The following is a 23282-nucleotide window of genomic DNA, read 5'->3' as shown; positions in this document are numbered from 1 at the left end:
AGATCCAGCCGGCGTCCTGGCGCAGCATTCGGCTCGACAATGAGTCCGCCTTCGTTCCTGATGTGGAGCAGGGGGCGGCTTTGATCCTGGGGAGGATACCGATGTGCAAGCTGTTCATCAGCGCGGACCCGCAGCTTTGGGAGAGCACCACGCGGTCGCTGCGGATCGACGGCATGGTCACGAGTGTCCGGCTGGAAGCGTTCTTCTGGACCGTGCTGGAAGAAATTGCCGGACGCGACGGGATGAACGTGGTCCAGCTGATCACGCGCCTGCATCACGAATCGATCGACGCCGGACATGACCTTGGCAACTTCACCTCGTTCCTGCGTGTGTGCTGTGGCCGTTATCTGGCCTTGCAGTTGACGGGTGACGTTCCAGCGGACAAGCGCGTTGGGATTTCCAGCCTTGACGCAGACGGTATTCTCGAAGGCGAGCGCGGTCGGTGGCATTGATCGGGCTCTGATTGGGGCCATCAAGCCCGATGTGGACGCGGTCCGATGCCCCCAAACTTCGCCAAGCGGTTATCGCGCGGCTCGGATATGGTTCCAGACATCCTGAAGTCTGGAGCCCCCTGATGAAGCGTTTCCTGCTTGCCGTTGCTGTCGTGCTGTTTCCCCTCCTGTCAGGCCCCGTGCAGGCCGCGAGCGAGGAAGAGATCTACGCCGAAGTCGAGAACCTTCTGGGCGACGCGGCCGGGCTTGATCCGTTCCTCAACGAGCTGCGCCGGGCACTGGTGACCGGAACGGCCAGGGATGTCGCAAAGCTGACCGCCTTCCCGCTGCCGGTGAACAACAACGGCACATCCTTTGATGTCAAATCGGCCAAGGAGTTCGAGAAGAACTATGCGCGGCTGATCACCGAGGCGACCAAGGAGCTGGTCGCGTCTGCCGACTACACGGAGCTGTTCGTCTCGTCTGACGGCGTATCAATCGGCAATGGCGCGGTCTGGATTGCGCCGGTGTGTGACAACCAGTCCTGCAGCAAGAGCCATTGGGCTCTGGTGTCCGTGAACAACTGAAAACCGGAGAGCTGACATGCGCCGACTGCTTCTTGCCGCCCTGCCACTTTGCCTTGCCTTAGCAGCTGCCGAGGCCGCGCCGGAGAACCGCTGCGGTTGGGTCGTCAATCCGACGCCGGGCAACTGGTGGCTGACCGACCGCGACGGCGACTGGATCCTGGCCACCCAGGGCTCGGACCGGGAAGCGCTGGGCATGGAAAACATCGGCGACATTTCGGCCGGTGACTACAAGGCCGTCAACGGCAACTATGGTTACGCCTGCGGCTGCATGAAGGTCGAAACCGAGGTATCGGGCGGCCAAAGGCACATCACGGCGGTCTATTCCTTCAAGCAGGGCAAACTGGCCCAATGCGCCAAGGACAAAAGCCTGCCGCCAGTCGAGTGAGATGAGACCATCCGGCTTGTTCCGCCAGATGGTCTGTCGCCTCTATCAAATCTCGCCCATTGACCTGCGGAAGCGGCGGACGCTTTCGGCGAAGCCGTGGATCAGGGCGTCGGCGGTAAAGCCGTGGCCAATCGACATTTCGCGGATGAAGGGCGCACGCTTGATCAGGGCGGGGATGTTCTCGACGGTGAGGTCATGTCCGGCGTTGACACCAAGGCCGGCAGCCCGGGCGGCTTCCGCCGTCGCGACGATCTTGTCCAGTTCGCGCTGGGCGGCAGCCTCATTGTCGTAGCAGCCGCCATAGGGGCCGGTGTAAATCTCGATCCGCTCCGCGCCGATCGCAGCAGCTTCCGCGGCCAGTGCCGGTTCCGGATCCAGGAAAAGGGACACAGTCACGGAGGCGTCGCGGGCAGCGGTAATGGCTTCCTTCAGCAGCGCCTTGCTGGCCGGATCAAAGCGCCAGCCGTGGTCGGAAGTCTGCTGGTCCGCCGCATCTGGCACGAACAGCACCTGGTCTGGCCGCGCCTTCTCGACGAGGTCGAGGAAGTCAGGCGAGGGGTAGCCTTCCAGGCACAGTTCCTTGTGCGGGAACCGGTCCTCGATCAGTTCGGCAAGCTCGAACACGTCCGTCTTGCGGATATGGCGCTCGTCGGGGCGCGGATGAACGGTGATGCCCTTTGCGCCAGCCTCCAGAGCGATGGCCGCGAGGCCGGTGACGCTTGGCCAGGGCAGGTCCCGGCGATTGCGCAGCATGGCGATGGCATTCACATTCACGGACAGGCGCGAGGCGGTCATGGGCGGGATTTCCGGAAAACAAGACGGGAAGGGGCAGCCAACAGACCGCCCCTTTGCCTAGCGTGACGAAATTCCCGGTGCTGTCAACCGCTTCCCTGTGCTTGCCGATGAGGCAATTTCACACGCGGTTGAGCAGGCGGGCGCGAACGGTTCCCGGGAGCTGGCGGATTTCCTCAAGGATCTCGACGCTGTTCTCCACCTTGCCATCGACATCCAGCACCACATAGCCGGTTTCCTGAACCGTCTGCATGTACTGGGCGTGGATGTTGAGGTTGTGGCGGGCGAACAGGTCGTTCAGGGCGCGCATGGCGCCCGGCACATTGCGGTGCACCTGGATGAAACGGGTCGCATCGGTGCCGCGCGGCAGCTGAACCTGCGGGAAGTTGACCGCACCGAGTGTCGAGCCGACGTCGGAATACTCGACCAGACGGCGGGAGACTTCCTCGCCGATGCGCTCCTGTGCCTCTTCAGTGGAGCCGCCGACATGCGGCGTCAGGATGACATTGGGCAGGCCGCGCAGCGGGCTGATGAACTCGTCCGAATTGCCCTTCGGCTCGCTCGGGAACACGTCGATCGCGGCACCGGCAATGTGCTGGGTCTTCAGTGCCGCCGTCAGGGCGTCGATGTCGATGACCTTGCCGCGCGCATTGTTGATCAGGAAACTGCCGGGCTTCATTTTCGCCAGCTGCTCAGCGCGGATCATGTTGCGCGTCTCCGCCGTGTCGGGGACATGCAGCGAGACCACATCCGAGCGGCTCAGCAACTCGTCCAGCGTGTCGACCGGCATCGCGTTGCCGTGCCGCAGCTTGTCGGTCTTGTCGTAGTAGATGACCGTCATGCCAACGGCTTCGGCCAGAACCGCCAGCTGCGAGCCGATGTTGCCATAGCCGACGATGCCGAGTGTCTTGCCGCGCACTTCGCGGGAGCCGGTAGCGGTTTTCATCCAGCGACCCGCGTGAGCTGCGGAGGACTTTTCAAACACGCCACGCATCAGCATGACGATTTCGGCAATTGTCAGCTCTGCGACCGAGCGTGTGTTTGAGAAGGGGGCGTTGAACACCGGGATGCCGCGCTCACGCGCTGCGGCCAGATCAACCTGGTTGGTGCCGACCGAGAAGCAGCCGATGGCAACCAGCGTGCCGGCCGCCTCGATCACGTCGCGCGTCAGCTGGGTGCGCGAGCGGATACCCACCACATGCACGCCCTTCAGCGCCTCGATCAGGGCATCCTTGTCCAGAGCCTTGGTCAGCATCTCGACGTTTTCGTAGCCGCTTGCGTCCAGAACGTCCTTGGCCGTGGAGGCGATGCCTTCCAGCAGCAGCCAGCGGATCTGGTTCTTCGGGCGGGACAAACCGTTGCTCATGGGCATCTAGCCTTCCTGGTGGGACTGCTTTGGTCAGCGTCCGGATGTGGCGCGGCGGGGGCAGGAGGGGGCCCGGCCGGAGTCGGAGCTTCCTATATTGCCTCTGCCGCCATCCGTCTATGGGACTTCGGTTCTGAAGTACCATATGCCGCAAACGAGCTTGCGCGGCGGCAACAGGCTATTGCCAGTCACGAAAACGCCCGCCTGCGAAAACTGCGCGGGCGGGCGTCTAAAGGCGTCAAGACATTGAGCAGACGGACTTTTCTTACAGGCTTTCCGGTCCGCGCTGGACGGCGGCCACCCCTGTGCGGGAGACTTCCACCAGGCCAAGCGGCTTCATGATCTGGATGAACTGCTCGATTTTGGAGGTGCGGCCCGTGATTTCGAAGACGAAATGTTCGGTCGTCGCATCGATCACTGTGGCGCGGAAGGCATCGGCAAGGCGCAGGGCCTCGAGACGCTTTTCACCATGGCCCGCAACCTTCACCAGCGCCAGCTCCCGCTCCAGCGGGGCGTCGATGCTGTTGAGGCGGGCTTGAACCGTCAGGTCGGTTACGCGGTGCACGGGGACCAGCCGGTCAAGCTGATGGCGGATCTGCTCGATTACCATCGGCGTGCCGGTGGTCACGATGGTGATGCGCGACAGGTGCGCCTCGTGCTCGGTTTCCGAGACGGTCAGGCTGTCGATGTTGTAGCCGCGGCCCGAGAAAAGGCCGATGACCCGGGCCAGCACGCCGGGTTCGTTATCGACCAGCAGCGATAGGGTATGGGTCTCGGTCTTGTCGCTGACTTCGGCCATGAAATAGGCCGAAGGCGCGTTGACGTTCTGTGCGTTCATGTATCTCGCTCCTCAGACCAGCGCCTTGCCTTCGGCGGAAATGGCGTTGGCGACGGCTTCGTCGTTGGCCTCATCCGGAAGCAGCATTTCGTTATGCGCCTTGCCCGACGGAATCATCGGGAAGCAGTTGGCAAGGTTTGCCACGCGGCAATCGAACAGCACCGGACGGTTGACCGCGATCATCTCGAGGATGGCGTCATCCAGTTCGCCCGGCTTGTCGACGCGGAAGCCGACGCCGCCATAGGCCTCAGCCAGCTTCACGAAGTCCGGCAGGCTTTCCATGTAGGAATGCGACAGGCGGTTGCCATGCAGCAGCTGCTGCCACTGGCGCACCATGCCCATGTACTGATTGTTCAGGATGAAGATCTTGATCGGCAGGCCAAACTGCACCGCCGTCGACATTTCCTGCATGTTCATCAGAACCGAGGCGTCACCAGCCACGCAGACGCAGAGCGCATCCGGATGGGCGACCTGTGCGCCGAGAATGGCGGGCAGGCCGTAGCCCATGGTGCCAAGGCCGCCGGAGGTGAGCCAGTGGTTCGGCGATTCAAAGCCGAGATACTGGGCTGCCCACATCTGGTGCTGGCCGACTTCGGTGGAGATGTAGGTGTCGCGGCCCTTGGTGAGCGCGGCGAGGCGCTGCAGGGCGTATTGCGGCATGATCACATCGCTGTTCGGCATGTAGGCAAGGCAGTTGCGCGCGCGCCAGAGGTTGATCTGACCCCACCAGGCCTTCATCGCCGAAGGATCGGCCTTGTTGCCGGAGGTCCGCCAGAGGCGAACGAGATCCTCCAGGACATGACCGACGTCGCCGATGATCGGCACGTCGACCTTGACGATCTTGTTGATCGATGACGGGTCGATGTCGATGTGGATTTTGCGGGCGTTCGGGGCGAAGGCATCGATGCGGCCGGTGATGCGGTCGTCAAAGCGGGCGCCGACGCAGATCATGACGTCGCAATCATGCATCGCCATGTTGGCTTCGTAGGTGCCGTGCATGCCAAGCATGCCGAGCCAGTTGTCGCCGCTCGCCGGATAGGCGCCAAGGCCCATCAGGGTCGAGGTGATAGGGAAGCCGGTGAGTTGGACCAGTTCACGCAGCAGCATGCTGGCCTGCGGGCCCGAGTTGATGACGCCGCCGCCGGTGTAGAACACAGGCTTCTTGGCGTTTGCCATCAGTTCGATGGCTTGGCGGATGGCGCTGATATCACCCTTGACCTGCGGCCGGTAGCTCTTGTGGGCGGCGGCCGGCGTTGTCGACGGGCTCTGGTATGTGCCGGTCGCGAACTGCACATCCTTCGGAATGTCGACGACAACCGGGCCGGGCCGGCCCGAGGTTGCGACATAGAAGGCCTCGTGCAGGATGCGCGGCAGGTCGTTGACGTCGCGAACCAGCCAGTTGTGCTTGGTGCAGTTGCGCGTGATGCCGACGGTGTCGCATTCCTGGAAGGCGTCCGTGCCGATCAGATGTGTCGGAACCTGGCCGGTCAGGCAGACGAGCGGGATGGAATCGAGCATCGCATCGGTCAGTGCGGTGACCATGTTGGTCGCACCGGGACCGGAGGTGACGAGAACAACGCCCGGCTTGCCGGTGGACCGGGCGTAGCCTTCGGCCGCATGGCCGGCGCCCTGTTCGTGGCGCACCAGAATGTGCTGGATGTCGTCCTGCTGGATGATCTCGTCATAGATCGGCAGCACAGCGCCGCCGGGATAGCCGAAGACATGTTGAACGCCCTGGTCTTTCAGCGCCTGGAGCACCATTTCGGCTCCGGTCATCTCCCGTGTCATCGCGTCATTTCCTTGCGTTTGGCCCTTGGGTCTTGCTCGGGGTCTTGCTGGTGGATCGGGTTTGCGGGGGCTTTGCTTGGGGCTGTAACGAAAAAGGGCTCCGAAGGAGCCCTGTCTGCGCGCCAACCCGTTCCGAACGGATCAAACCGTTCCGGTGGCGCGCGTCCCTACTACAAGAATCAGACTTGCCATCTCAAGCAACCTGCCACCAGCCCCATCTCACCAGCCCGCCATTCGAGCCGATCGGGATGAGATCGTATCTCGCCGGCGGGCTCCGGCAGGGCGGAACCACATCAGCGATTGCGCCGCACACTAGTCGGGGCCGAAACCGCGGTCAAGTTCAAATTCTGAAAGTTTCGCAAATCAGGCATCAGCTTGCCGATTGTTGCGCGGGGTGCGGGCTCGATCTTGTTTCCCTATCGTCTTCAAGCACTTGTCGGGTTTCCCACAGAACCGGTCGTTTGCCATAAAAACTTCATCAGAGGGGGTTGCCACAAGTTAGGGGCGTAGGTATAAGCCGCTCATCCGACGCGGACGGCACGTTCGATCCGGCGGCGAGATGGGTGTATAGCTCAGTTGGTAGAGCATCTGACTCTTAATCAGACGGTCCAAGGTTCGAATCCTTGTGCACCCACCATCTCCTTCTAAAGATACGACGAGCGCCGAATGGCGCTGATGCAAGGTGGCGAGAGCCGCCTTTTTTGTTGTTTGTGTCGCGCGCTTGATATTTTGGCGAGGTGCAGCGCAGCTGCCAGATGCTGGCTGGCCTGTGCAGCGGGGCACCCATCTGCGGAGCCATTGTCTCGCAACTCTTTCTCGCTCCCGGTATGAGTGCCGGCTCCTGCAACCTCCATACAACTAGATCTGAGCCTTTCAGGACAGGATTCCTGAGTTGCGCCAAGGTTTGTCTTGCGGGGTGATGGTTATTCTGGGTTGTGCAAGTCGGGTGGTTCGTTGGTTGTATTTTGGTTGCATTTCCGCAATCAGGGGTGGATTTCCGTTGTCGGACTGTCAGGTCTTTCCAGGCAGATGATGCGTGTAGGTCACCCACAGGAATAACTGGCATCCGTCATTCAAATACAACCCGGATATCAATAAAAACATGCCTAACAAATTCCTAACGCATCGAATCTTTAAATAAAAAATCTTCTGATCTAATGTCACGAAGGAATATCTTCAGCGTCTCTGAGAGCACAAGGCCGTAAAAGAGCCAAATGCGCAGGGAGACAGTCCGTGGACGAGATCAGGAAGCGCGCGATGTTGGAAACGATGCCTGCCGGTGGCCTCTGGTCGAGCTGGATTGACGATGGCCCGGTGCTGCGGCGCAGGGCAATGCGGTTGACCCGAGGCGATCGGGAAGAGGCGGAAGACCTGCTCTCGTCGACGCTGATCAAGGCGATCAGTCATGTGGAGCGGACCGACACGCAGGTTCGTGAACCGCGCGCGTTTCTGCTTTTCGCCCTGAAGAATGAATACATCTCGAGGTTGCGGCGGCGGAATTCGGAGCGGCAAGTCCGCGATTTCTCGGCCGACATCTACGAGGACAGCACGGCAGACATGGCCGACAGCCGTCCGAGCCAGGAACATCTTCTGTGGCAGCAGGAAGCGCTCGCCAGGGTCATGCGGCTGATCGACCGGTTGCCGGAGGAGCACCAGAGGATCTTCGAGATGCGCTTCTGCGATGAGCTGGGCTACCGCGAGATCGCTGCGGACCTGGGTATTTCGGAGGCCCTGGCGCGCAAGCGGGTACAGAACCTGCGGCAGATGCTGCGAGCAGGTCTCGAACACGCGGAAGAGCCGCAGTTGATCCCGCCGCCGTCACGACGGAAAGGGTGAAACGTCCAGAGGGATACGGCAATCGCGAGCTGAACAGGAAAATCTACCATGGTCGATCTTGTAAACGCACAAATCACCGATGCAGTCACCCAGACCAATGTGAAGGTTGTGGCGGAGGCGCCGGCTCAGGCGATCGCCAGCCTGTATCAGGTCAGCAGCCATGCGACCGGTCTTTCGATCCAGAACGCCGTGCACAGCCAGCAGGCCATGAACCAGATCATGACGGCAGTCGTGTCGAAAGCGGTGCAACTGATCATGGACATCGGAGAGTAGCGGCAGCGCGCCGCTGGCCAGCGCTTTCGCGAGGCCGGCGTGTCGGAAATGCCCCTCGTCCTGTTGCGGTAACCCGTCGGCGGTCAGCGGACCTGTCGCCGGGGTTGATTCCACGGGAGACGGATCATGTGGCTGGCGTCAGGACTCCAGCGTCTCAAGTCATTCTTTGACGGACCGCCGCAAGCCGCTCCAGCTGGTGCGGGGCAGGGGGCGGGTTGGCCTGACGGCGGGAACGATGGCTGGACCGCCGATTGGGTGCCCGACCGGCCGCGGCGACGCCTGACTGCTGAAGGTCTTGCCGGAACGCCGAATGCAGCGCGCGCTACGGCACATGTCATGGAAGGGGCATCGCGTGGGGGAAGCGCCAGCCGTCCGCGCCCACAAACCGACGCGCCCACCACAAGCAACCGGGAAACCCGCGACAAACAGGGAAGGTCTGACATGGACATTCAGGGGCAAGGCAGCCTGGCCGCCGAAGGCAGGATGAACGGAGCGGCTGCACATGGTGCATTCGCCGCCCTGCCAGAAGACAATGACGCGCCGGTGCAGCTGCAGAGGTTGGCCGGCGAGGACATGGTGCGCCGCAGCCCTGCCCCGAACCGGAGTGCTGAACCGGCCGCAGCTCTTGCGGCAGCACCAGGCGGTGGCGGCAAGGGCACAGGCGGGCTTGGTGCCGGTATCGGCGGCAATGGTCTTGGAGACGGGGGCGGCGATGGTACGGGCGATGATCCTCCAGCCCCGCCAGCCCCTCCGGCCCCTCCCGCGCCATCGGGTGGCAGCACCTCGGCACTGAACCAGCAGGTGGTTCAGGCAGTGCAGTTTTCCAATACGGAGAACCTTGCCTACGGCATGAAGATGGCCGTGACGCCACCGGAAATCATGGTGGGCCAGACCACCGGGCAGGCGGTGCAGGATGCAGCCAGCTACATGAACGCCATCATGCAGATCGCGGTCGCTGCCCAGGCCATTGCGATCAAGAAGGCCGCGCAGGGTCCCGTTGGTGAGGCTGAAGCCGTGCCGCTGCTGGCAGAAATCCAGAGCATGGTGACCGCCGCCGTGCAGGTCTACGGGTCCGTGAGCACGACGGCCGGCCAGTCGGCCCAGACGATCTTCAGCGATCTCAAGACACCCTGACCGTCCCATCGGTCCGGATACGACCAGACCCTTGCGAAGCAGTCTTCGCCGGGCAGGGACCACGCATGCCCGAAAAAGGAGCGGTGATCATGGAACTCGAAATCAATGTCATCTGTACCGAACTGGACAGCCTGCTGGCTGACTTTCTAACCAGCTGGGCCGAGGATCTGGGCAAGGAGCGCGACGCTGCCGAGCTTGAACGGCTCTACTGCATGTATCCGCGCGTGATCAGCCAGATCGCCAGTGCCCGGGCCTCGTTGTGGGGCGCAGACCAGATGATGGCGGTTGCCCGCAATCTGCGCTTTGCCCCGGCACCCGAAGTCGAGCTGCGGGCCATGCATGTCAGCGGTGGATGTGGCCATCCCTGCAGCTCCGGCGTGAGCGGGGTCTATGTCGCCCGCAGTGGCGATCATGGCTGCCGCTGCCATGAACATGCGGAACCGCGCGGTACTGAGCGGACCACCGACCGGGATGTGATCCGTCCGTCTGACCGTGACTATGAGCGGGAAGTCAGCAGCACAACCGCAAGGGCTTCGGGCCGGGATGCCGGCCGCGAGGATGACCGCAATTCCGAGGAGAGCAGCGATGACCGAAACGCTGATCGTTTCCGCGCCTGAAACCCCGACGCTCGTCGCGCCGAACGTTGTGGCACCAACGGTTCCGATCCCGACCGCTGATGCGCCGGAAGTGACTGCGCCCGTGGTGCCCGTGCCCAAGATCGAGGTGATGGTTGGCGGGGTTCCTGAGCCGGAAACCCCGCCGCCCGCATCTCCTGCGCCTGTAGCATCTGCCAGCGGCAGCGAACCGCCTGTCGCCCAACCTGCTGTGCCGCCGGTGACGCCTGGCCCGGCGGGCGAACCCGCTGCTGCGGCGGCGGGATCGGGGCCGGCGTCCGGGCTCAGCGTGCCGGAAGGCGACCAGCTGATGCGCCGCCTCCTGCAGGATCATCTGAAAGTGGCGGCCTTGCAGGCGGGATATCAGGCCGTTTCCCGCTCGTTGCCGGCCATTCTTGCGGCCGGAATTGAAGCCGGCCGTCAGAAGCGCGCGGCCGATGCTGCATTCGAGCAGGGCATCGCGACGGCGGCAAAGATCCTGGCGGCCACGCGCGATACGGCCGCGCAGCTGTCGACCTCGATGCGCAGCGAGCACGAAACCATGCTGCGCCTCCTGTCGGACAAGGATCTGCTCGGACAGCTCACATCATCTGCCTCTGTCGCACTCGCTGCAGCCAACACGCTTGGACATGGCCTAGGCGCGCCTCCGGGCAGTGAACCGGCACCAGCAGCTGGACAAGGGCAACCTGCAGCCCAGACAGGTGCCATGCCCCAGGCGACGCCCAGGGGCATGGCCATGCAGATGAACCAGAGAATGGGCGATGTCCGCGGGGTCGTTGCTCAGGAAGTTGACCGGAAGATCTCCGGTCTTCTGGCCCAGCTTGCCGCCCGACTGGAGCAGAAACGCGCCGGTCGGGGATAGGCGCGTTTGGTGTTTTGGCTTGAAAAAACTCAATAAAAATAACGAGTTATAGTTCACACATACCAAGTTCAGGCGTCGATATGAAGGCAACGGGGAGGGCATCACCCCCCGCAATCAGGAGCAAACAGATGGCCGTACCTGTCACCGTGAATCCGATGGTCACCGACGCCGTGACCCAGTCCAACCTCAAGGTCGTGGGCGAAGCCCCGGCGATTGCCATCAGCACGCTGTATCAGGCGATGGCGCATTCAACCAGCATCCTGTTCCAGAACGCGGTGCAGGCGCAGCAGCAGCAGACGTCGCTGGCCCAGGCGGCTGTCAACCAGGGCATCATGCAGATCTATTCGCTCGACACCACGGCTGCCGCCGGTGCGACCGAGAAAATCGGCCAGACCGGCACCAGCGACAGCCTGACCAGCCTGCTGTCGGTTCTCAACTCCTTCAGCTGACCGGGCGCTCGTGGCCCCTTCGACCTCGCGAACCGAGCTTTGATTGCGAGAGCAGCGAACTGAAAAAGCAAAGAAACGCAGTGCTTTCCCGTCACAACGTCCCATCAGGGGCGTCCTATCAGATGCAAAGGCCGAGTGACGTGCGGCCTCCCTCTAAGGAGCAAGACCCATGGCAGATCCTGTAACCGTCAATCCGATGGTCACCGATGCGGTGACGCAGTCCAACGTCAAGGTCGTGGGTGAAGCCCCGGCCATTGCCATCAGCACGCTGTACCAGGCGATGGCGCACTCCACCGGCATCCTGTTCGAGAATGCTGTGCAGGCGCAGCAGCAGCAGACGTCGCTGGCCCAGGCTGCTGTCAACCAGGGCATCATGCAGATCTACTCGCTCGACACCACGGCTGCCGCCGGTGCGACCGAGAAGGTCGCCCAGACTGGCGTTGCCGACAACCTCACCAGCCTTCTGACCGTTCTGAACGCCTTCAGCGGCGGTCGCTGACGGCATCCTCCCGGCTTCCTCCCGGGACCAAACTGGAACGCTTTCCGCTGGCTCTGGCCGGAGGCAAGCGTTCCTTTTTGCGTTTTGCCAGCTTTGGGGGCATACAGTCCGCATCCAGACCTTGCTGACGCCGGACCATGACCCAGTTTCTCGTTGCTGCCCTTTACAAGTTCGTTCCGCTTGAGGACTACGCCGACCTTCGCCTGCCGCTCCACGAGGTTTGCACAACGAACGGAGTGTTCGGCAGTCTTCTGCTCGCGCGCGAGGGGGTGAATGGAACCATTGCCGGGCCTGAACAGGGGATCCGGACTGTGCTGGAGCATATGCGCAGCGATCCGCGCCTTGCCGATCTGGTGCACAAGGAAAGCTGGTGCGAGCACATTCCTTTCAAGCGCATGAAGGTGCGGCTGAAAAAGGAGATCGTGACGCTGGGTGTTCCCAGCGTGGACCCGCGCAAGCACGTGGGCACCTATGTCTCGCCGCAGGACTGGAACAGCCTGATCAGCGAGCCGGATGTGCTGATCATCGATACCCGCAATGACTATGAATTTGCCTTCGGAACGTTCAAGGGCGCGGTCAATCCGGAGACACGGTCGTTCCGCCAGTTCCCGGACTGGCTCAAGCAGCAGCGCGATCTCGGCAAGGCCAGCAAGGTCGCGATGTTCTGCACAGGTGGCATCCGCTGTGAAAAGTCGACGTCCTATCTGATGGATCTGGGGATTGAGAACGTGTTCCACCTGGACGGCGGCATCCTCAACTATCTGGAAAAGATGCCGCAGGCCGAAAGCCTGTGGGCCGGCGAATGCTTCGTCTTCGACGAACGCGTCTCGGTCGATCATGACCTCAAGCCTTGCTGGGGCAAGGTGATCCCTGAGGCGGCCAAGGGCTTCGTCCGGGCCGGACGGGACGTCTCGGACGAAGCTGCCTGAGGACGCGGCGCGGGCTCAGGCCCGCGCGCCGAAGCGGTAAGTGGGAAGGCCGCGCACGCCGGGGACAGCGTGGAACAGGCTGCCTGACTGCGGTGCTGCCTCAATGGCTGCTGCGTCGTCCGGGCGCAGGCTCGTCAGCACCAGATCCGACAGGTCCGGGCCGCAGAAGCAAGGCATGGTCGGGCGCGGAACCGGAACGGCATAAGCCCCAATCTGCGTGCCATCTGGCGCAAAGCAGTTGAGAACACCCGCAGACACTCCCGCATTCCAGTAGTTGCCGTCGCTATCAACGGTACCGCCGTCCGGACGGCCGGTCTCGGTGACGAGCTGTGCGAAGCGGCGGCGGTTCGATGCCTCACCGCTGGCCGGCTCGAAATCCCAGGTGTCAATCCAGCCGGGGCCGCTGTCGGCGTGATACAGGGTGCGGCCATCCGGCGACCAGGCAAGGCCGTTGGAGACGCGCAACTCGCCGATGATCCGGGTCAGGGATCCGTCAGGGCCGACACGATAGAGGCCACCAACAGGTTCGCGCGGGGTGCGGATGTCCATTGTGCCGACCCAGAAGGCGCCATCGGGGCCAACCTTGCCATCATTCAGCCGGGTATGCGGCAGGTCAGCTTCGATGCTGGCCAGAGGCTCCTGGGCGCGGGTCGCCGGATCGAAGAGATAGACTTCGTCCCACTCGGCCACGACGAAGCGCCCGTCCGCTGCCAGCCCGAAGGAACCGACCTCACGCTCGAAGTGCCAGCTTGCAGTGAGGGCGCGGCTTGCCCAGTCCAGCGCATGGATCGTCTTGCCCTTGATGTCGACGAAGTAGAGCGTGCCGGTTGTCTCGTCCCACGTCGGGCACTCGCCCAGGGCATAGCGGCCATCGAGCAGGCAGGTGAAGTCAAGCGACACGCGGAAACTCCTCAGGTTTTCAATCGATTCAGGCTGGCGGGACTATAACGGCGGTCAACCGGTGCGTCGACCGCCCTCGTCGTTCGGCCGCCCCTGCGCATCAAGCGAGAAGGCGGTCTTGCGGACAATGGGCCGGATGGCGAAGGAGGACTTCATGCGGGAAACGCCCGGCAGGCGGGCGAGGGTTTCGCGGTGGATGCGCTCGAAGTCATTCGGGTCTTCTGCGGTCAGGCGCAGGAGATAATCCGCGTCTCCGGCCATCAGGTAGCATTCCATGATTTCCGGATACTGCGCGACGGCCTGTTCAAAGGCGTTGAGCACCTCGTTGGCCTGGCCGACCAGCGATATCTCGACGAAGACGTCCATGCGCCGGCCGATCTTGCGCTGGTCCAGCAGGGCGACATAGCGGCTGATGACGCCGGTCTCCTCCAGCGCCCGCACCCGGCGCAGGCAGGCGGAGGCGGAAAGGCCGACCTTTTCGGCGAGATCAGCATTGGGAATGCGGCCATCCTGCTGCAATACGGCCAGAATGCGTTTGTCGAGCCGGTCAAGCTTCATTGCGGAACCTTCGAATTATCTGCGGTCAAACCTGTCATATGCGGCAGAATGTTGCGAGTTTACGTATTCATTCGCGCAGAACGCAATCCAATTCGAAACGGGCTCGGATACTGTAACTGAATAAGTCCTATCCAGAGAGGATCCTGCAATGCGTATTGGTGTTCCGAGAGAAATCAAAAACCATGAGTATCGCGTCGGCTTGACGCCAGATAGCGTCATGGAAGTCGTCGCGCATGGACACGAAGTATTTGTCGAAACCCAGGCCGGTGCTGGCATCGGTGCTGATGATGCAGCCTATGTCGCTGCCGGTGCAAAGATTGTCAAAACGGCTCGCGAAGTCTTTGACAGCGCCGAGATGATCGTCAAGGTCAAGGAGCCGCAGGCCGTCGAGCGCGCCATGCTGCGCCCGGACCACACGCTCTTTACCTATCTCCACCTTGCTCCGGATGCAGAGCAGACCGCTGACCTCGTCAAGTCGGGCGCGACCTGCATCGCCTATGAAACTGTGACCGACGGTCGCGGCGGTCTGCCGCTGCTGGCCCCGATGTCGCAGGTTGCTGGCCGCCTGTCGATTACGGCTGCTGCCAACGCGCTGCAGAAGGCCAACGGCGGTTCGGGCATTCTCGTCGGCGGCGTCCCGGGCGTTGCTCCGGCCAAGGTCGTTGTCATCGGCGGCGGTGTCGTTGGCGCGCATGCCATCACCATGGCTCTTGGCCTTGGCGCGGAAGTCACCGTTCTGGATCGCAACGTCGACGTTCTCGCCAGCCTGTCGCGGTCGTTCGGCTCGGCCCTGCGCACCGTCTACTCCACCAAGGCTGCTCTTGAGCAGTACGTTCTGGATGCCGACGTTGTCATCGGCGCGGTCCTGGTTGCCGGTGCTGCTGCTCCCAAGCTCGTCACCGCTGACATGATCAAGCGGATGAAGAACGGTTCCGTCGTCGTTGACGTCGCCATCGACCAGGGCGGTTGCTTCGAGACCGCGCATGCCACGACCCACGCCGAGCCGACCTATGTCGTCGACGGCGTCGTGCACTACTGCGTTGCCAACATGCCGGGCGCCGTTCCGCGCACCTCGACCTTCGCGCTCAACAACGTCACGCTGCCCTACACGCTGGCGCTGGCTGACCACGGTGCAAAGAAGGCGCTGCTGGCCAACCCGAACTTCCTGCCGGGCCTGAACGTCTACAAGGGCAAGGTCACCTGCAAGGCCGTGGCTGACGCACTTGGCTACGACTACGTCGCGCCGGAAGCGGCCCTGAGCGCCTGATTGCATAGTCGGGTTAGCCCTTGAAAACAGAAAGCCCCGGGTGACTGGCCCGGGGCTTTTTCCTTTCGGATTGTCCAGACATCAGGCTCTGCCGGTCAGGTGCAGGGTCAGGGGCAGGGGACCTTGTAGGGGTTCCGGTTGGCGTCGCGGGCAATGCATTCGCGTGGGGCGGTCGCAGCCCCGATCAGGCCACCGCCGACGGCACCGATGGCCGCGCCTGCCAAAGCTGCGCCGGCTGTCGAACCGGCTGCCGCCCCGATTGCCGCACCTGTCGCAGCGCCAAGACCGCCGCCAACCAGAATCCGGTCGCGTTGGCTGGTGCTCGAACAGGCTGCAAGGCCGCCGCAAATCAAAAGAAGAGATATGTGCGCGAGACGGCGCAATGTCATGCTGCGGTCTCCAGCGTCACGGAAAGGCAAGACGAGCCCGGCCGGGCGGCGAGAGCCAAACCCGGCGCGGGCCTAGATCTGATCCGATTACGGGCAAACCACGCGGTACGGACGGCCATACCGGTCGTAAGCAACGCAGTTCTTCGGGGTCGTTGCCGAACCGACGATTGCGCCGCCAGCTGCACCGATCACACCGCCGACAACTGCGCCGCCGACATCGCCGGTTGCTGCTGCGCCGATGATTGCACCGGTCGCAGCACCCAGGCCACCGCCGACCAGAGCACGGTCACGCTGGCTGTCAGACTGACAGGCAGCCAGTGCGAGGCCTGCCACGGCCAAGACTACAAACTTCTTCATCATGGGTCTCCCATAACCTGCGGACGAGGCATCAATGTCCCGCAGCCAATGCCCTAGGCGATAATAGGCTAACTTGGCGATAATGCGGTGATCTAAATCACTTGGTCAATGCGCAAGGGCCCGGATTCGCTCCCGGATCCCTGCGTCATGTTTGGGGCAGATGCCCGCTTCGCGCAAGAGTGTCAGGTCTGCTTGAGCGCGTTCAGCAGGCCGCGTGTGGAACTGTCCTTTGCGGACGAATCGGCTTCGCCCTTGACCATCGGCAGCAAGGCAGTCGCCAGTTCCTTGCCCAGCTCGACGCCCCACTGGTCAAACGAGTTGATGCCCCAGATGACACCTTCGACGAACACCCGGTGTTCATAGAGGGCAATCAGACGGCCGAGCGCATAGGGGGTGAGCTGGTCGTGGACGATGGTGATCGACGGGCGGTCGCCCGGGAACACTTTGTGCGGTGCCAACTGATCGATCTCGTCCGGCGACAGGCCTGCGGCTGCCAGCTGCGCGCGGGCTTCAGCTTCGGTGCGCCCCAGCATCAAGGCCTCCGACTGGGCGAGGCAGTTGGCCACGAGCATTTCGTGGTGGTGGGCGAGGTCCGACTCATGCCCCTGCGCAGCGACGATGAACTCGCACGGGATCACGGTCGTGCCCTGGTGCAGCAGCTGGTAGAATGCATGCTGGCCATTGGTGCCGGGCTCGCCCCAGACGAGCGGGCCGGTCTCGACGCTGACCGGAGAGCCATCGAGGGTCACGCCCTTGCCGTTTGATTCCATGTCGAGCTGCTGCAGATAGGCGGGCAGGCGCGACAGGCGCTGGTCATAGGGCAGGACGGCGCGGGCGGCATAGCCGAGCGCATTGCGGTTCCAGACGCCAACCAGCCCCATCAGCATCGGCAGGTTGTCCTCCACCGGCGCGGTCTGGAAATGCAGGTCCATGGCATGGGCGCCCTCGAGGAACTCCGCAAATGCATCCGGACCGACGGCGATCATCAGCGGCAGGCCAATGGCCGACCAGACGGAATAGCGCCCGCCAACCCAATCCCAGAAGCCGAAGACGCGCGAGGGTTCGATGCCAAAGGCTGCGACCTTGTCGATAGCGGTGGAGACGGCAGCAAAATGGTCACCCACGGCCCGCTCGCCGAGCGCATTGGCCACCCAGAGACGGGCCGAGCGGGCGTTGGTCATGGTCTCGATCGTGGTGAAGGTCTTCGACGCGACGATGAACAGGGTCGTTTCCGGGTCGAGTGCCTTCAGCGTGTCGGCAAGATGCGCGCCGTCCACGTTGGAGACGTAATGCAGGCGCGGGCCATCGTGGTAGGGCGCGAGCGCCAGGGTGGTCATGACCGGGCCGAGATCCGAGCCGCCGATGCCGATGTTGACGACATCGGTGAAGGGCTTGCCCGTCGCGCCGGTGATCTCGCCGGCCCTGAGGCCTTCGGCAAAGTCGCCAAGCGTCGCCAGCACTTCGCGCACATCCGGCATCACATCCTCGCCGTCGACGATGACCGGATTGTCGGACAGGTTGCGCAGGGCGGTATGCAGGACAGCACGCTTTTCGGTCGCGTTGATTTTCTCGCCGGCGAACATTGCATCGCGGCGGGCCTCGACACCAGCTTCCCGCGCGAACCGGCAGAGCAGTGCCAGCAGCTCCGGCGTCAGGCGTGACTTCGAAAAGTCGATCAGGAGATCCGCGTCAGACCGGCTGAGTTCTGCAAAACGATCCGGGTTGGCGGCGAAGAGTTGCCGCAGGCTGGTGCCCTTGAGGGCTTCGGCGTGAGACTTCAGCGACTGCCAGTGGTCAGCGGTAAACATGCAGGCTCCTAAATCGATTTAAATCAATCGCCGCAGGATCAGCGGTCCGGCCTTGGGATAGCACAGTCGACGTCGGATGGGCAGGCGGAAAAGGCCGGCAAAGTCCGGCTGCACCATTGGGGCGTCAGGTCGTCTTCTTGACGAATTCGGTCAGGATCACGATTCGCTGGTCGTTGACCCGGCCCTCGATCTGCTCCGGATTGTCGATGACCAGCGAGATGTTGCGCACGGCGGTGCCGCGCTTGGCGGTGAAGTTGGCGCCCTTGACCTTGAGATCCTTGATCAGGGTCACGGTGTCGCCCGCACTGAGGGGCGCGCCGAACGTATCCTTGTGTCCGGTGCCGGTTTCACCGCTGCTGTCAGCTTCCGCTTCGGGCTTGGCATGGACCCAGGCGAGTGTGTCCTCGTCGAGATAGAGCTGGTCGAGCAGGTCGCGCGCCCAGTCTTCTTCGGGCAGGCTCTCCAGAAGACGCCAGGCAACGACCTGGACCGCCGGTACCTGGCTCCAGGCGCTTTCGGTCAGGCAACGCCAGCGATGGTCCGGCGCGCTGCCCTCCGTCAGGGCGTCGCGGCACGTGCGGCAGGTCAGGATGGTTTCCTCGGCGCTGTCACCGGGGCGCGGCGATACCGCATAGGCAGCAAGCTCGGTCGTTGCGCCGCACAGTTCGCAGCAGCCTCCGGCCCGCGTGATGAGAAGGTCGCGCTCGGCGGCGGAAAGGGGCATCTGCAACTCCGGATCCTGAACAATTTTGCGTCCCTTACGCCATTTGACGTCCAAGTGATAGACCGTAGGTATGCATAGGGGGGCATCTGGTTCACTGATGTGGCCTGTTCAGGGTGTTAAGCCGCGCCGCTTCCAGTGCTTCTGTGTGATGTGCCTTGATTGATTGGTTCTTGCCAAATGCAGGCTGTGGGCCGAAGTGTTGGTCTTTGAGCGTGCCGGGTCGTTGCCGGCCAAAGGGAGACAAGCGCAATGCCTCAGAAGATCACCACCGGGTATCAGGCTCTGCTGGATGAGGCCAATGCCCGTGTTGTGGCGGTCTCCCCGCAGGAGGCGATCGAGCTGCTGCCGCGCGACGATCACATCTTCATTGATTTGCGTGATCCGCGCGAGCTGGAGCGGGAGGGCGCAATACCTGGGGCATTCCATTGCCCGCGCGGTATGCTGGAATTCTGGATCGATCCGGCCAGTCCCTACCACAAGGACATTTTTGCCCGGGATGCGACGTTTGTCTTCTTCTGTGCCGGGGGCTGGCGGTCGGCGCTTGCCGGTGTCACGGCCCTCGACATGGGGCTGAAGCCGGTGGTTCATCTCGAAGGTGGCTTCACGGCCTGGGTCAAGGCCGGCGGTGCGGTGGACCGACGCGCTTGAGGCGCGCCGGTCGCGGTTTCAGTCAAACGCCAGGGGTCTGGGTGAACAGCCAGGCGCAGTAACCGGCGTAGAGCACAAGGAAACCGCCGCCGATCAGGCGTGACAGGTGTTTCGTTGCCAGCAGCAAGACCACTAGCAGCACAGAGGCGGCAAGCATCAATGGAATGTCAAAGCCGGCAATGGTCGGGTTGATCGAGATCGGGTGGATGATCGCGGTCAACGACAGGATGCCGAAGATGTTGAAGATGTTCGAGCCGATCACATTGCCGATGGCGATTTCCGAGTGCTTGCGGAAAGCCGCGACAACCGAGGTTGCGAGTTCCGGCAGGCTGGTGCCGACGGCGACGATCGTCAGGCCGATGACAGCCTCTGAGATCCCGAAGCTGCGGGCAATCGAGGTTGCCCCCGTGACGAGAAGGTCAGCGCCGTAAACCAGGGCCGCAAGCCCTGCGAAAATGAAGCCCAGCTGCTGCCAAAGCGGCAGGGTTGCGGGCTTCTCCTCATCATCGTCGGACTTTCCAGACATCGCAGCGTAGGTGAGATAGCCGATGAGCGCGATGAACATGGCCGACCCCGTCAGGCGATCTACGGCTCCCATGAATCCCAGTCCAAGGGTGAAGAACGCCACGCCCAGCATGACAAACAGGTCGCGGCGGATGCCCGGGATGCGGGTCGGGATCGGGTAGATCACCGCTGCAGCACCAAGGATCAGCAGGATATTGGCGGTGTTTGATCCCACCACATTGCCGACGGCAATGTCAGGCGAACCTGCGAAGGCGGCCTTCAGCGACACGACCAGTTCCGGCATCGACGTGCCGAAACCGACGACCGTGAGGCCGATTAGCAGCGGTGACATGCCGAGGCGGGCGGCCAGGGAGACAGCGCCGCGTACGAGGCCTTCGCCTCCAACAAAAAGCAGTACCAAACCGATGGCGAGAAAAGCGATGTCGAGAGCCATTGAGGGCGCATTCCTTGTTCTGCAGTCGCCGGATCGGCCGGCTGAAGGGATACGGCACGCTTGCACTGGGTCAGTGAGGCCACCACATCCAGGGAAAATCGAGCAGGGAAGGAACAAGGGGACCACTTTTGCCGGAAGCGACGTGGTTCCCCTCAAAACTTGACCGTCTGTCGCCGGCGGCAAGTAATGAAGTCGGGCGGCCTATTCAAGGCCGCCCGATGCGATTGTGTCGATTTTTCGGCAAGATAACCAGGTTTTACCGTGCCAGTGCTGCTGCTTCGCGGGCTCGCGCCTCGATCCCGGCCCAATCTCCCGCCGCAATCGAGGCCGCATCGGCAATCCAGGAGCCGCCGACACACAGGACGTTCGGCAGGGCGAGATAGGTCGGAGCCTTGTCGAGGCTGATGCTGCCGGTCGGGCAGAATTTCACCTGCGACAGCGGCGAAGACAGCGACTTCAGATAGGCAGCGCCGCCGGCCTGTTCGGCCGGGAAGAACTTCAGCCGCAGGTAACCGCGTTCGATCAGGGCCATGACTTCCGATGCGGTGGCAGCGCCAGGCAGCAGCGGGACATCATGGTTCGCGGCAGCATCCAGCAGTTTCGGGGTCGCGCCCGGAGACACGATGAACTTTGAACCGGCCTTCACCGCAGCCTCATACTGGGCAGCATCCAGAACGGTGCCTGCACCAGGGATCGCCCCTTCAACATGGTCGGCAACGGCCTTGATGGCCTCGAGCGCACGCGGGGTCCGCAGGGTGATCTCGATTGCCGGCAGACCGCCCCGGACCAGAGCTTCCGCCATCGGCACGGCGCTCTTCGGATCATCGACGATCAGTACCGGGATGACGGGGGCTGCACGCATGACAGCTTCGATACGGGCGGTGTCCTGGGCCATTCCTGAATTTCCTTATGCAATGATGATCGGGGTGCCGGTACGGTCACGCACCGAAGACATGAGCCCCTTCGTCCGCGGTGCCAACGAGGGCGCGGAAGCCGGCGAACAGGTCGCGGCCGACGCCGAACTGGTTGGCGGACAGATCCTGCGTCGCCAGCGGCCGGGCATTGAAGGTCGCCTCATCCACCAGCACTTCCAGCGTTCCGGTCACCGCGTCAACACGGATGATGTCACCGTCCTGAATACGGGCAATGGAGCCTCCGGCGCAGGCCTCCGGCGTCACGTGGATTGCGGCAGGAACCTTGCCGGAGGCTCCGGACATGCGTCCGTCGGTGACGAGGGCGACCTTGTGACCACGGTCCTGCAGGATCCCGAGCGCGGGCGTCAGCTTGTGCAGTTCCGGCATGCCGCAGGCCTTGGGGCCCTGGAAGCGGACAACGGCGACGACGTCCGACGTCAGTTCGCCTGCCTTGAAGGCCGCTTGCAGCGCGTCCTGGGAGTGGAACACACGGGCCGGAGCCTCGATGATGTGCCGCTCCGGCGCCACGGCCGAGATCTTGATGACCGCGCGGCCAAGGTTGCCGGTCAGCATCTTCAGGCCGCCATTGGACTGGAATGCCTTGCCGAGCGGCGCGAGCACCTTCTCGTCGCCGGACTGGGCCGGAGACGGATCCTTGCGCAGGCTGCCATCGTCGTTGAGGTGCGCCTCGACCGTGTAACCATCGAGGCCGGTGCCGTTCACCGTCCGCACGTCCTTGTGCAGGAATCCGCCCGACAGAAGCTCACGGATCAGGAAGCCCATGCCGCCTGCCGCCTGGAAGTGGTTCACATCGGCCTTGCCGTTGGGGTAGACGCGGGCGAGCAGGGGGACGGCGTCGGACAGGTCCGAAATATCGTCCCAGGTCAGCTTGATGCCGGCCGCGTTGGCCATGGCAACAAGATGCATGGTGTGGTTGGTCGAGCCACCGGTGGCATGCAGGCCGACGACGCCGTTGACCACGGCGCGTTCATCAATCACCTCACCGACCGGTGTGTATTCATTGCCGGATGCGGTAATGGCGAGCGCACGCTTGACGGCTTCGCGGGTCAGCGCGTCGCGCAGGGGGGTGTTCGGGTTGACGAAGGAGGCGCCCGGCAGGTGCAGGCCCATGATCTCCATCAGCATCTGGTTGGAATTGGCCGTGCCGTAAAAGGTACAGGTGCCCGGGCCGTGGTAGGACTTGCTTTCGGACTCCAGCAGTTCCTTGCGCCCCACCTTGCCCTCGGCAAAGAGCTGGCGAACCTTGGCTTTCTCGTCGTTGGAGATACCGGTGGTCATCGGACCGGCTGGAATGAACACGGCGGGCAGATGGCCGAAGGACAGGGCGGCCATGACAAGGCCAGGGACGATCTTGTCGCAGATGCCGAGGAATACGGCCGCGTCGAACATCTGGTGCGACAGGCCGATCGCGGCGCTCATGGCGATGACATCGCGCGAAAACAGCGACAGTTCCATACCGTCCTGGCCCTGGGTAACGCCGTCACACATGGCCGGCACGCCGCCGGCGACCTGCGCCACAGCTCCGGCCTCGCGTGCGGCCTGCCGGATCAGTTCCGGATAGGTCTCGTAGGGCTGGTGGGCGGACAGCATGTCGTTATAGGCGGTGATGATGCCAAGGTTCGGCACCACGTCGCCGGCAAGGGCGGCCTTGTCGGACGGACCGCAGGCGGCAAAGCCATGGGCGAGGTTGCCGCACGCCAGTCGTGAGCGCACCGGGCCTTTCTCGGCAGCTGCGCGGATGCGGTCCAGGTACAGCGCGCGGCTGTCATGGCTGCGGCGAGCGATGCGTTCGGTGACTTCACCGATACGAGCGTGAATGGTCATGGACCTCTCCCTCAGGCTGCCCCCGATGCCGTCCCCAGCCCAGTGCCGATATCGGGGTCACGCGGATGCGCGATGCAAGCAGTTGATTTCAATCGATTTAAGGTCGGTGCCGGAAAAAGGCCTCTTAAGGG

General features: G+C 63.0%; 26 protein-coding genes and 1 tRNA gene. 14 read left to right on the top strand and 13 right to left on the bottom strand.

Features of this window, described 5'->3' with window-relative positions; translation table 11 throughout:
• Nucleotides 1–101: 101 nt before the first annotated feature.
• From C8348_RS09255 to C8348_RS09245, 3 genes are all read left to right on the top strand, one after another.
• Nucleotides 102–452 (top strand): ribbon-helix-helix domain-containing protein, encoded by a 351-nt coding sequence (locus tag C8348_RS09255; RefSeq protein ID WP_106753034.1) that lies wholly within the window; start codon nt 102–104, stop codon nt 450–452.
• A gap of 122 nt (nt 453–574) precedes the next feature.
• Nucleotides 575–1018, top strand: a complete 444-nt coding sequence (locus tag C8348_RS09250; RefSeq protein WP_106753033.1) for a hypothetical protein — start codon at nt 575–577, stop codon at nt 1016–1018.
• Between the two features lie 16 nt (nt 1019–1034).
• A complete protein-coding gene (locus C8348_RS09245) occupies nt 1035–1403 on the top strand; it encodes a DUF4087 domain-containing protein (protein ID WP_106753032.1) in 369 nt (122 codons plus the stop codon).
• A gap of 45 nt (nt 1404–1448) precedes the next feature.
• Here C8348_RS09245 and C8348_RS09240 read toward each other — a convergent pair whose 3' ends face one another.
• The 4 genes from C8348_RS09240 to C8348_RS09225 form a co-directional block, all read right to left on the bottom strand.
• Nucleotides 1449–2198, bottom strand: coding sequence for a pyridoxine 5'-phosphate synthase (locus tag C8348_RS09240; RefSeq protein ID WP_106753031.1), 750 nt, complete (start codon nt 2196–2198; stop codon nt 1449–1451).
• Nucleotides 2199–2316: 118 nt separating this feature from the next.
• Complete coding sequence (gene serA, locus C8348_RS09235; RefSeq protein ID WP_106753146.1) at nt 2317–3561, bottom strand: phosphoglycerate dehydrogenase; 1245 nt, start codon at nt 3559–3561, stop codon at nt 2317–2319.
• Between the two features lie 265 nt (nt 3562–3826).
• Nucleotides 3827–4399, bottom strand: coding sequence for an acetolactate synthase small subunit (ilvN, locus tag C8348_RS09230; protein ID WP_106753030.1), 573 nt, complete (start codon nt 4397–4399; stop codon nt 3827–3829).
• Between the two features lie 12 nt (nt 4400–4411).
• Entirely contained in the window at nt 4412–6187 is a 1776-nt protein-coding gene (locus C8348_RS09225) for an acetolactate synthase 3 large subunit (RefSeq protein WP_106753029.1), read from the bottom strand.
• A 561-nt stretch (nt 6188–6748) separates the two neighbouring features.
• Here C8348_RS09225 and C8348_RS09220 point away from each other — a divergent pair.
• The 9 genes from C8348_RS09220 to trhO all read left to right on the top strand — a co-directional run bounded on the left by C8348_RS09220 (nt 6749) and on the right by trhO (nt 12783).
• A tRNA-Lys gene (locus C8348_RS09220) sits at nt 6749–6824 on the top strand.
• A 620-nt stretch (nt 6825–7444) separates the two neighbouring features.
• Entirely contained in the window at nt 7445–8023 is a 579-nt protein-coding gene (locus C8348_RS09215) for an RNA polymerase sigma factor (protein ID WP_208983669.1), read from the top strand.
• 48 nt (nt 8024–8071) lie between these two features.
• Complete coding sequence (locus tag C8348_RS09210; protein ID WP_106753028.1) at nt 8072–8296, top strand: RebB family R body protein; 225 nt, start codon at nt 8072–8074, stop codon at nt 8294–8296.
• Nucleotides 8297–8737: 441 nt separating this feature from the next.
• On the top strand, nt 8738–9430 hold the full coding sequence (locus tag C8348_RS09205; RefSeq protein ID WP_106753027.1) for a hypothetical protein: 693 nt from the start codon (nt 8738–8740) through the stop codon (nt 9428–9430).
• A gap of 89 nt (nt 9431–9519) precedes the next feature.
• On the top strand, nt 9520–10047 hold the full coding sequence (locus tag C8348_RS09200; RefSeq protein WP_106753026.1) for a hypothetical protein: 528 nt from the start codon (nt 9520–9522) through the stop codon (nt 10045–10047).
• Nucleotides 10016–10906 carry a hypothetical protein gene (locus C8348_RS09195; RefSeq protein ID WP_106753025.1) on the top strand — a complete coding sequence of 297 codons (891 nt, stop codon included), beginning with the start codon at nt 10016–10018 and terminating at the stop codon, nt 10904–10906. The genes C8348_RS09200 and C8348_RS09195 overlap by 32 nt, the downstream gene beginning before the upstream one ends.
• A 128-nt stretch (nt 10907–11034) precedes the next feature.
• On the top strand, nt 11035–11355 hold the full coding sequence (locus C8348_RS09190) for a RebB family R body protein (RefSeq protein WP_106753024.1): 321 nt from the start codon (nt 11035–11037) through the stop codon (nt 11353–11355).
• 169 nt (nt 11356–11524) lie between these two features.
• The gene (locus C8348_RS09185; RefSeq protein ID WP_106753023.1) at nt 11525–11854 is read left to right on the top strand and encodes a RebB family R body protein; all 330 of its coding nucleotides are present in this window, start codon (nt 11525–11527) and stop codon (nt 11852–11854) included.
• Between the two features lie 137 nt (nt 11855–11991).
• Nucleotides 11992–12783, top strand: coding sequence for an oxygen-dependent tRNA uridine(34) hydroxylase TrhO (gene trhO / locus C8348_RS09180; protein ID WP_106753022.1), 792 nt, complete (start codon nt 11992–11994; stop codon nt 12781–12783).
• 15 nt (nt 12784–12798) lie between these two features.
• On the opposite strand, the gene C8348_RS09175 is transcribed toward trhO, so the two are convergent.
• Nucleotides 12799–13683, bottom strand: a complete 885-nt coding sequence (locus tag C8348_RS09175) for an SMP-30/gluconolactonase/LRE family protein (protein WP_106753021.1) — start codon at nt 13681–13683, stop codon at nt 12799–12801.
• 54 nt (nt 13684–13737) lie between these two features.
• Nucleotides 13738–14241 carry an Lrp/AsnC family transcriptional regulator gene (locus C8348_RS09170; RefSeq protein ID WP_106753020.1) on the bottom strand — a complete coding sequence of 168 codons (504 nt, stop codon included), beginning with the start codon at nt 14239–14241 and terminating at the stop codon, nt 13738–13740.
• Between the two features lie 148 nt (nt 14242–14389).
• On the opposite strand from C8348_RS09170, the gene ald reads away from it, so the two are divergent.
• On the top strand, nt 14390–15508 hold the full coding sequence (gene ald / locus C8348_RS09165; protein ID WP_106753019.1) for an alanine dehydrogenase: 1119 nt from the start codon (nt 14390–14392) through the stop codon (nt 15506–15508).
• A 107-nt stretch (nt 15509–15615) separates the two neighbouring features.
• Here the strand turns inward: ald and C8348_RS09160 are convergent, their stop codons facing one another.
• The 4 genes from C8348_RS09160 to C8348_RS09145 all read right to left on the bottom strand — a co-directional run bounded on the left by C8348_RS09160 (nt 15616) and on the right by C8348_RS09145 (nt 18786).
• Nucleotides 15616–15897, bottom strand: a complete 282-nt coding sequence (locus C8348_RS09160; RefSeq protein WP_106753018.1) for a glycine zipper domain-containing protein — start codon at nt 15895–15897, stop codon at nt 15616–15618.
• Nucleotides 15898–15984: 87 nt separating this feature from the next.
• Entirely contained in the window at nt 15985–16254 is a 270-nt protein-coding gene (locus C8348_RS09155) for a glycine zipper domain-containing protein (RefSeq protein ID WP_106753144.1), read from the bottom strand.
• Nucleotides 16255–16436: 182 nt separating this feature from the next.
• Nucleotides 16437–18062: a glucose-6-phosphate isomerase gene (gene pgi / locus C8348_RS09150; protein ID WP_106753017.1), complete on the bottom strand. Its 1626-nt coding sequence runs from the start codon at nt 18060–18062 to the stop codon at nt 16437–16439.
• Between the two features lie 124 nt (nt 18063–18186).
• Nucleotides 18187–18786 (bottom strand): PhnA domain-containing protein, encoded by a 600-nt coding sequence (locus C8348_RS09145; protein ID WP_106753016.1) that lies wholly within the window; start codon nt 18784–18786, stop codon nt 18187–18189.
• A gap of 249 nt (nt 18787–19035) precedes the next feature.
• Here C8348_RS09145 and C8348_RS09140 point away from each other — a divergent pair, with 249 nt between their 5' ends.
• Nucleotides 19036–19434 (top strand): rhodanese-like domain-containing protein, encoded by a 399-nt coding sequence (locus C8348_RS09140; RefSeq protein ID WP_106753015.1) that lies wholly within the window; start codon nt 19036–19038, stop codon nt 19432–19434.
• A gap of 22 nt (nt 19435–19456) precedes the next feature.
• Here C8348_RS09140 and C8348_RS09135 read toward each other — a convergent pair whose 3' ends face one another.
• The 3 genes from C8348_RS09135 to edd form a co-directional block, all read right to left on the bottom strand.
• On the bottom strand, nt 19457–20392 hold the full coding sequence (locus C8348_RS09135; RefSeq protein ID WP_106753014.1) for a calcium/sodium antiporter: 936 nt from the start codon (nt 20390–20392) through the stop codon (nt 19457–19459).
• A gap of 256 nt (nt 20393–20648) precedes the next feature.
• Nucleotides 20649–21287, bottom strand: coding sequence for a 2-dehydro-3-deoxy-phosphogluconate aldolase (locus C8348_RS09130; protein ID WP_106753013.1), 639 nt, complete (start codon nt 21285–21287; stop codon nt 20649–20651).
• A 43-nt stretch (nt 21288–21330) separates the two neighbouring features.
• Nucleotides 21331–23151: a phosphogluconate dehydratase gene (edd, locus tag C8348_RS09125; protein ID WP_106753012.1), complete on the bottom strand. Its 1821-nt coding sequence runs from the start codon at nt 23149–23151 to the stop codon at nt 21331–21333.
• Nucleotides 23152–23282 lie beyond the last annotated feature (131 nt).

Origin of the sequence: Pannonibacter carbonis (genome assembly GCF_003012935.1) — a bacterium.
Classification (GTDB): domain Bacteria; phylum Pseudomonadota; class Alphaproteobacteria; order Rhizobiales; family Stappiaceae; genus Pannonibacter; species Pannonibacter carbonis.
Note: the sequence above shows the minus strand (reverse complement) of the source record. Positions and strands in the feature narration are given on the sequence as shown.

Excerpts from the sequence above, each read along its gene's own strand:
- C8348_RS09200 (WP_106753026.1), top strand. The coding sequence starts at position 9,520 with ATGGAACTCGAAATCAATGTCATCTGTACCGAACTGGACAGCCTGCTG.
- ilvN (WP_106753030.1), bottom strand. The coding sequence starts at position 4,399 with ATGAACGCACAGAACGTCAACGCGCCTTCGGCCTATTTCATGGCCGAA.
- C8348_RS09160 (WP_106753018.1), bottom strand. The coding sequence starts at position 15,897 with ATGACATTGCGCCGTCTCGCGCACATATCTCTTCTTTTGATTTGCGGC.
- C8348_RS09140 (WP_106753015.1), top strand. The coding sequence starts at position 19,036 with ATGCCTCAGAAGATCACCACCGGGTATCAGGCTCTGCTGGATGAGGCC.
- pgi (WP_106753017.1), bottom strand. The coding sequence starts at position 18,062 with ATGTTTACCGCTGACCACTGGCAGTCGCTGAAGTCTCACGCCGAAGCC.
- C8348_RS09170 (WP_106753020.1), bottom strand. The coding sequence starts at position 14,241 with ATGAAGCTTGACCGGCTCGACAAACGCATTCTGGCCGTATTGCAGCAG.
- C8348_RS09185 (WP_106753023.1), top strand. The coding sequence starts at position 11,525 with ATGGCAGATCCTGTAACCGTCAATCCGATGGTCACCGATGCGGTGACG.
- C8348_RS09225 (WP_106753029.1), bottom strand. The coding sequence starts at position 6,187 with ATGACACGGGAGATGACCGGAGCCGAAATGGTGCTCCAGGCGCTGAAA.
- C8348_RS09210 (WP_106753028.1), top strand. The coding sequence starts at position 8,072 with ATGGTCGATCTTGTAAACGCACAAATCACCGATGCAGTCACCCAGACC.
- trhO (WP_106753022.1), top strand. The coding sequence starts at position 11,992 with ATGACCCAGTTTCTCGTTGCTGCCCTTTACAAGTTCGTTCCGCTTGAG.
- C8348_RS09240 (WP_106753031.1), bottom strand. The coding sequence starts at position 2,198 with ATGACCGCCTCGCGCCTGTCCGTGAATGTGAATGCCATCGCCATGCTG.
- C8348_RS09155 (WP_106753144.1), bottom strand. The coding sequence starts at position 16,254 with ATGAAGAAGTTTGTAGTCTTGGCCGTGGCAGGCCTCGCACTGGCTGCC.
- C8348_RS09255 (WP_106753034.1), top strand. The coding sequence starts at position 102 with ATGTGCAAGCTGTTCATCAGCGCGGACCCGCAGCTTTGGGAGAGCACC.
- C8348_RS09205 (WP_106753027.1), top strand. The coding sequence starts at position 8,738 with ATGGACATTCAGGGGCAAGGCAGCCTGGCCGCCGAAGGCAGGATGAAC.
- C8348_RS09190 (WP_106753024.1), top strand. The coding sequence starts at position 11,035 with ATGGCCGTACCTGTCACCGTGAATCCGATGGTCACCGACGCCGTGACC.
- edd (WP_106753012.1), bottom strand. The coding sequence starts at position 23,151 with ATGACCATTCACGCTCGTATCGGTGAAGTCACCGAACGCATCGCTCGC.
- C8348_RS09135 (WP_106753014.1), bottom strand. The coding sequence starts at position 20,392 with ATGGCTCTCGACATCGCTTTTCTCGCCATCGGTTTGGTACTGCTTTTT.
- serA (WP_106753146.1), bottom strand. The coding sequence starts at position 3,561 with ATGAGCAACGGTTTGTCCCGCCCGAAGAACCAGATCCGCTGGCTGCTG.
- C8348_RS09130 (WP_106753013.1), bottom strand. The coding sequence starts at position 21,287 with ATGGCCCAGGACACCGCCCGTATCGAAGCTGTCATGCGTGCAGCCCCC.
- ald (WP_106753019.1), top strand. The coding sequence starts at position 14,390 with ATGCGTATTGGTGTTCCGAGAGAAATCAAAAACCATGAGTATCGCGTC.
- C8348_RS09250 (WP_106753033.1), top strand. The coding sequence starts at position 575 with ATGAAGCGTTTCCTGCTTGCCGTTGCTGTCGTGCTGTTTCCCCTCCTG.
- C8348_RS09195 (WP_106753025.1), top strand. The coding sequence starts at position 10,016 with ATGACCGAAACGCTGATCGTTTCCGCGCCTGAAACCCCGACGCTCGTC.
- C8348_RS09145 (WP_106753016.1), bottom strand. The coding sequence starts at position 18,786 with ATGCCCCTTTCCGCCGCCGAGCGCGACCTTCTCATCACGCGGGCCGGA.
- C8348_RS09215 (WP_208983669.1), top strand. The coding sequence starts at position 7,445 with ATGTTGGAAACGATGCCTGCCGGTGGCCTCTGGTCGAGCTGGATTGAC.
- C8348_RS09245 (WP_106753032.1), top strand. The coding sequence starts at position 1,035 with ATGCGCCGACTGCTTCTTGCCGCCCTGCCACTTTGCCTTGCCTTAGCA.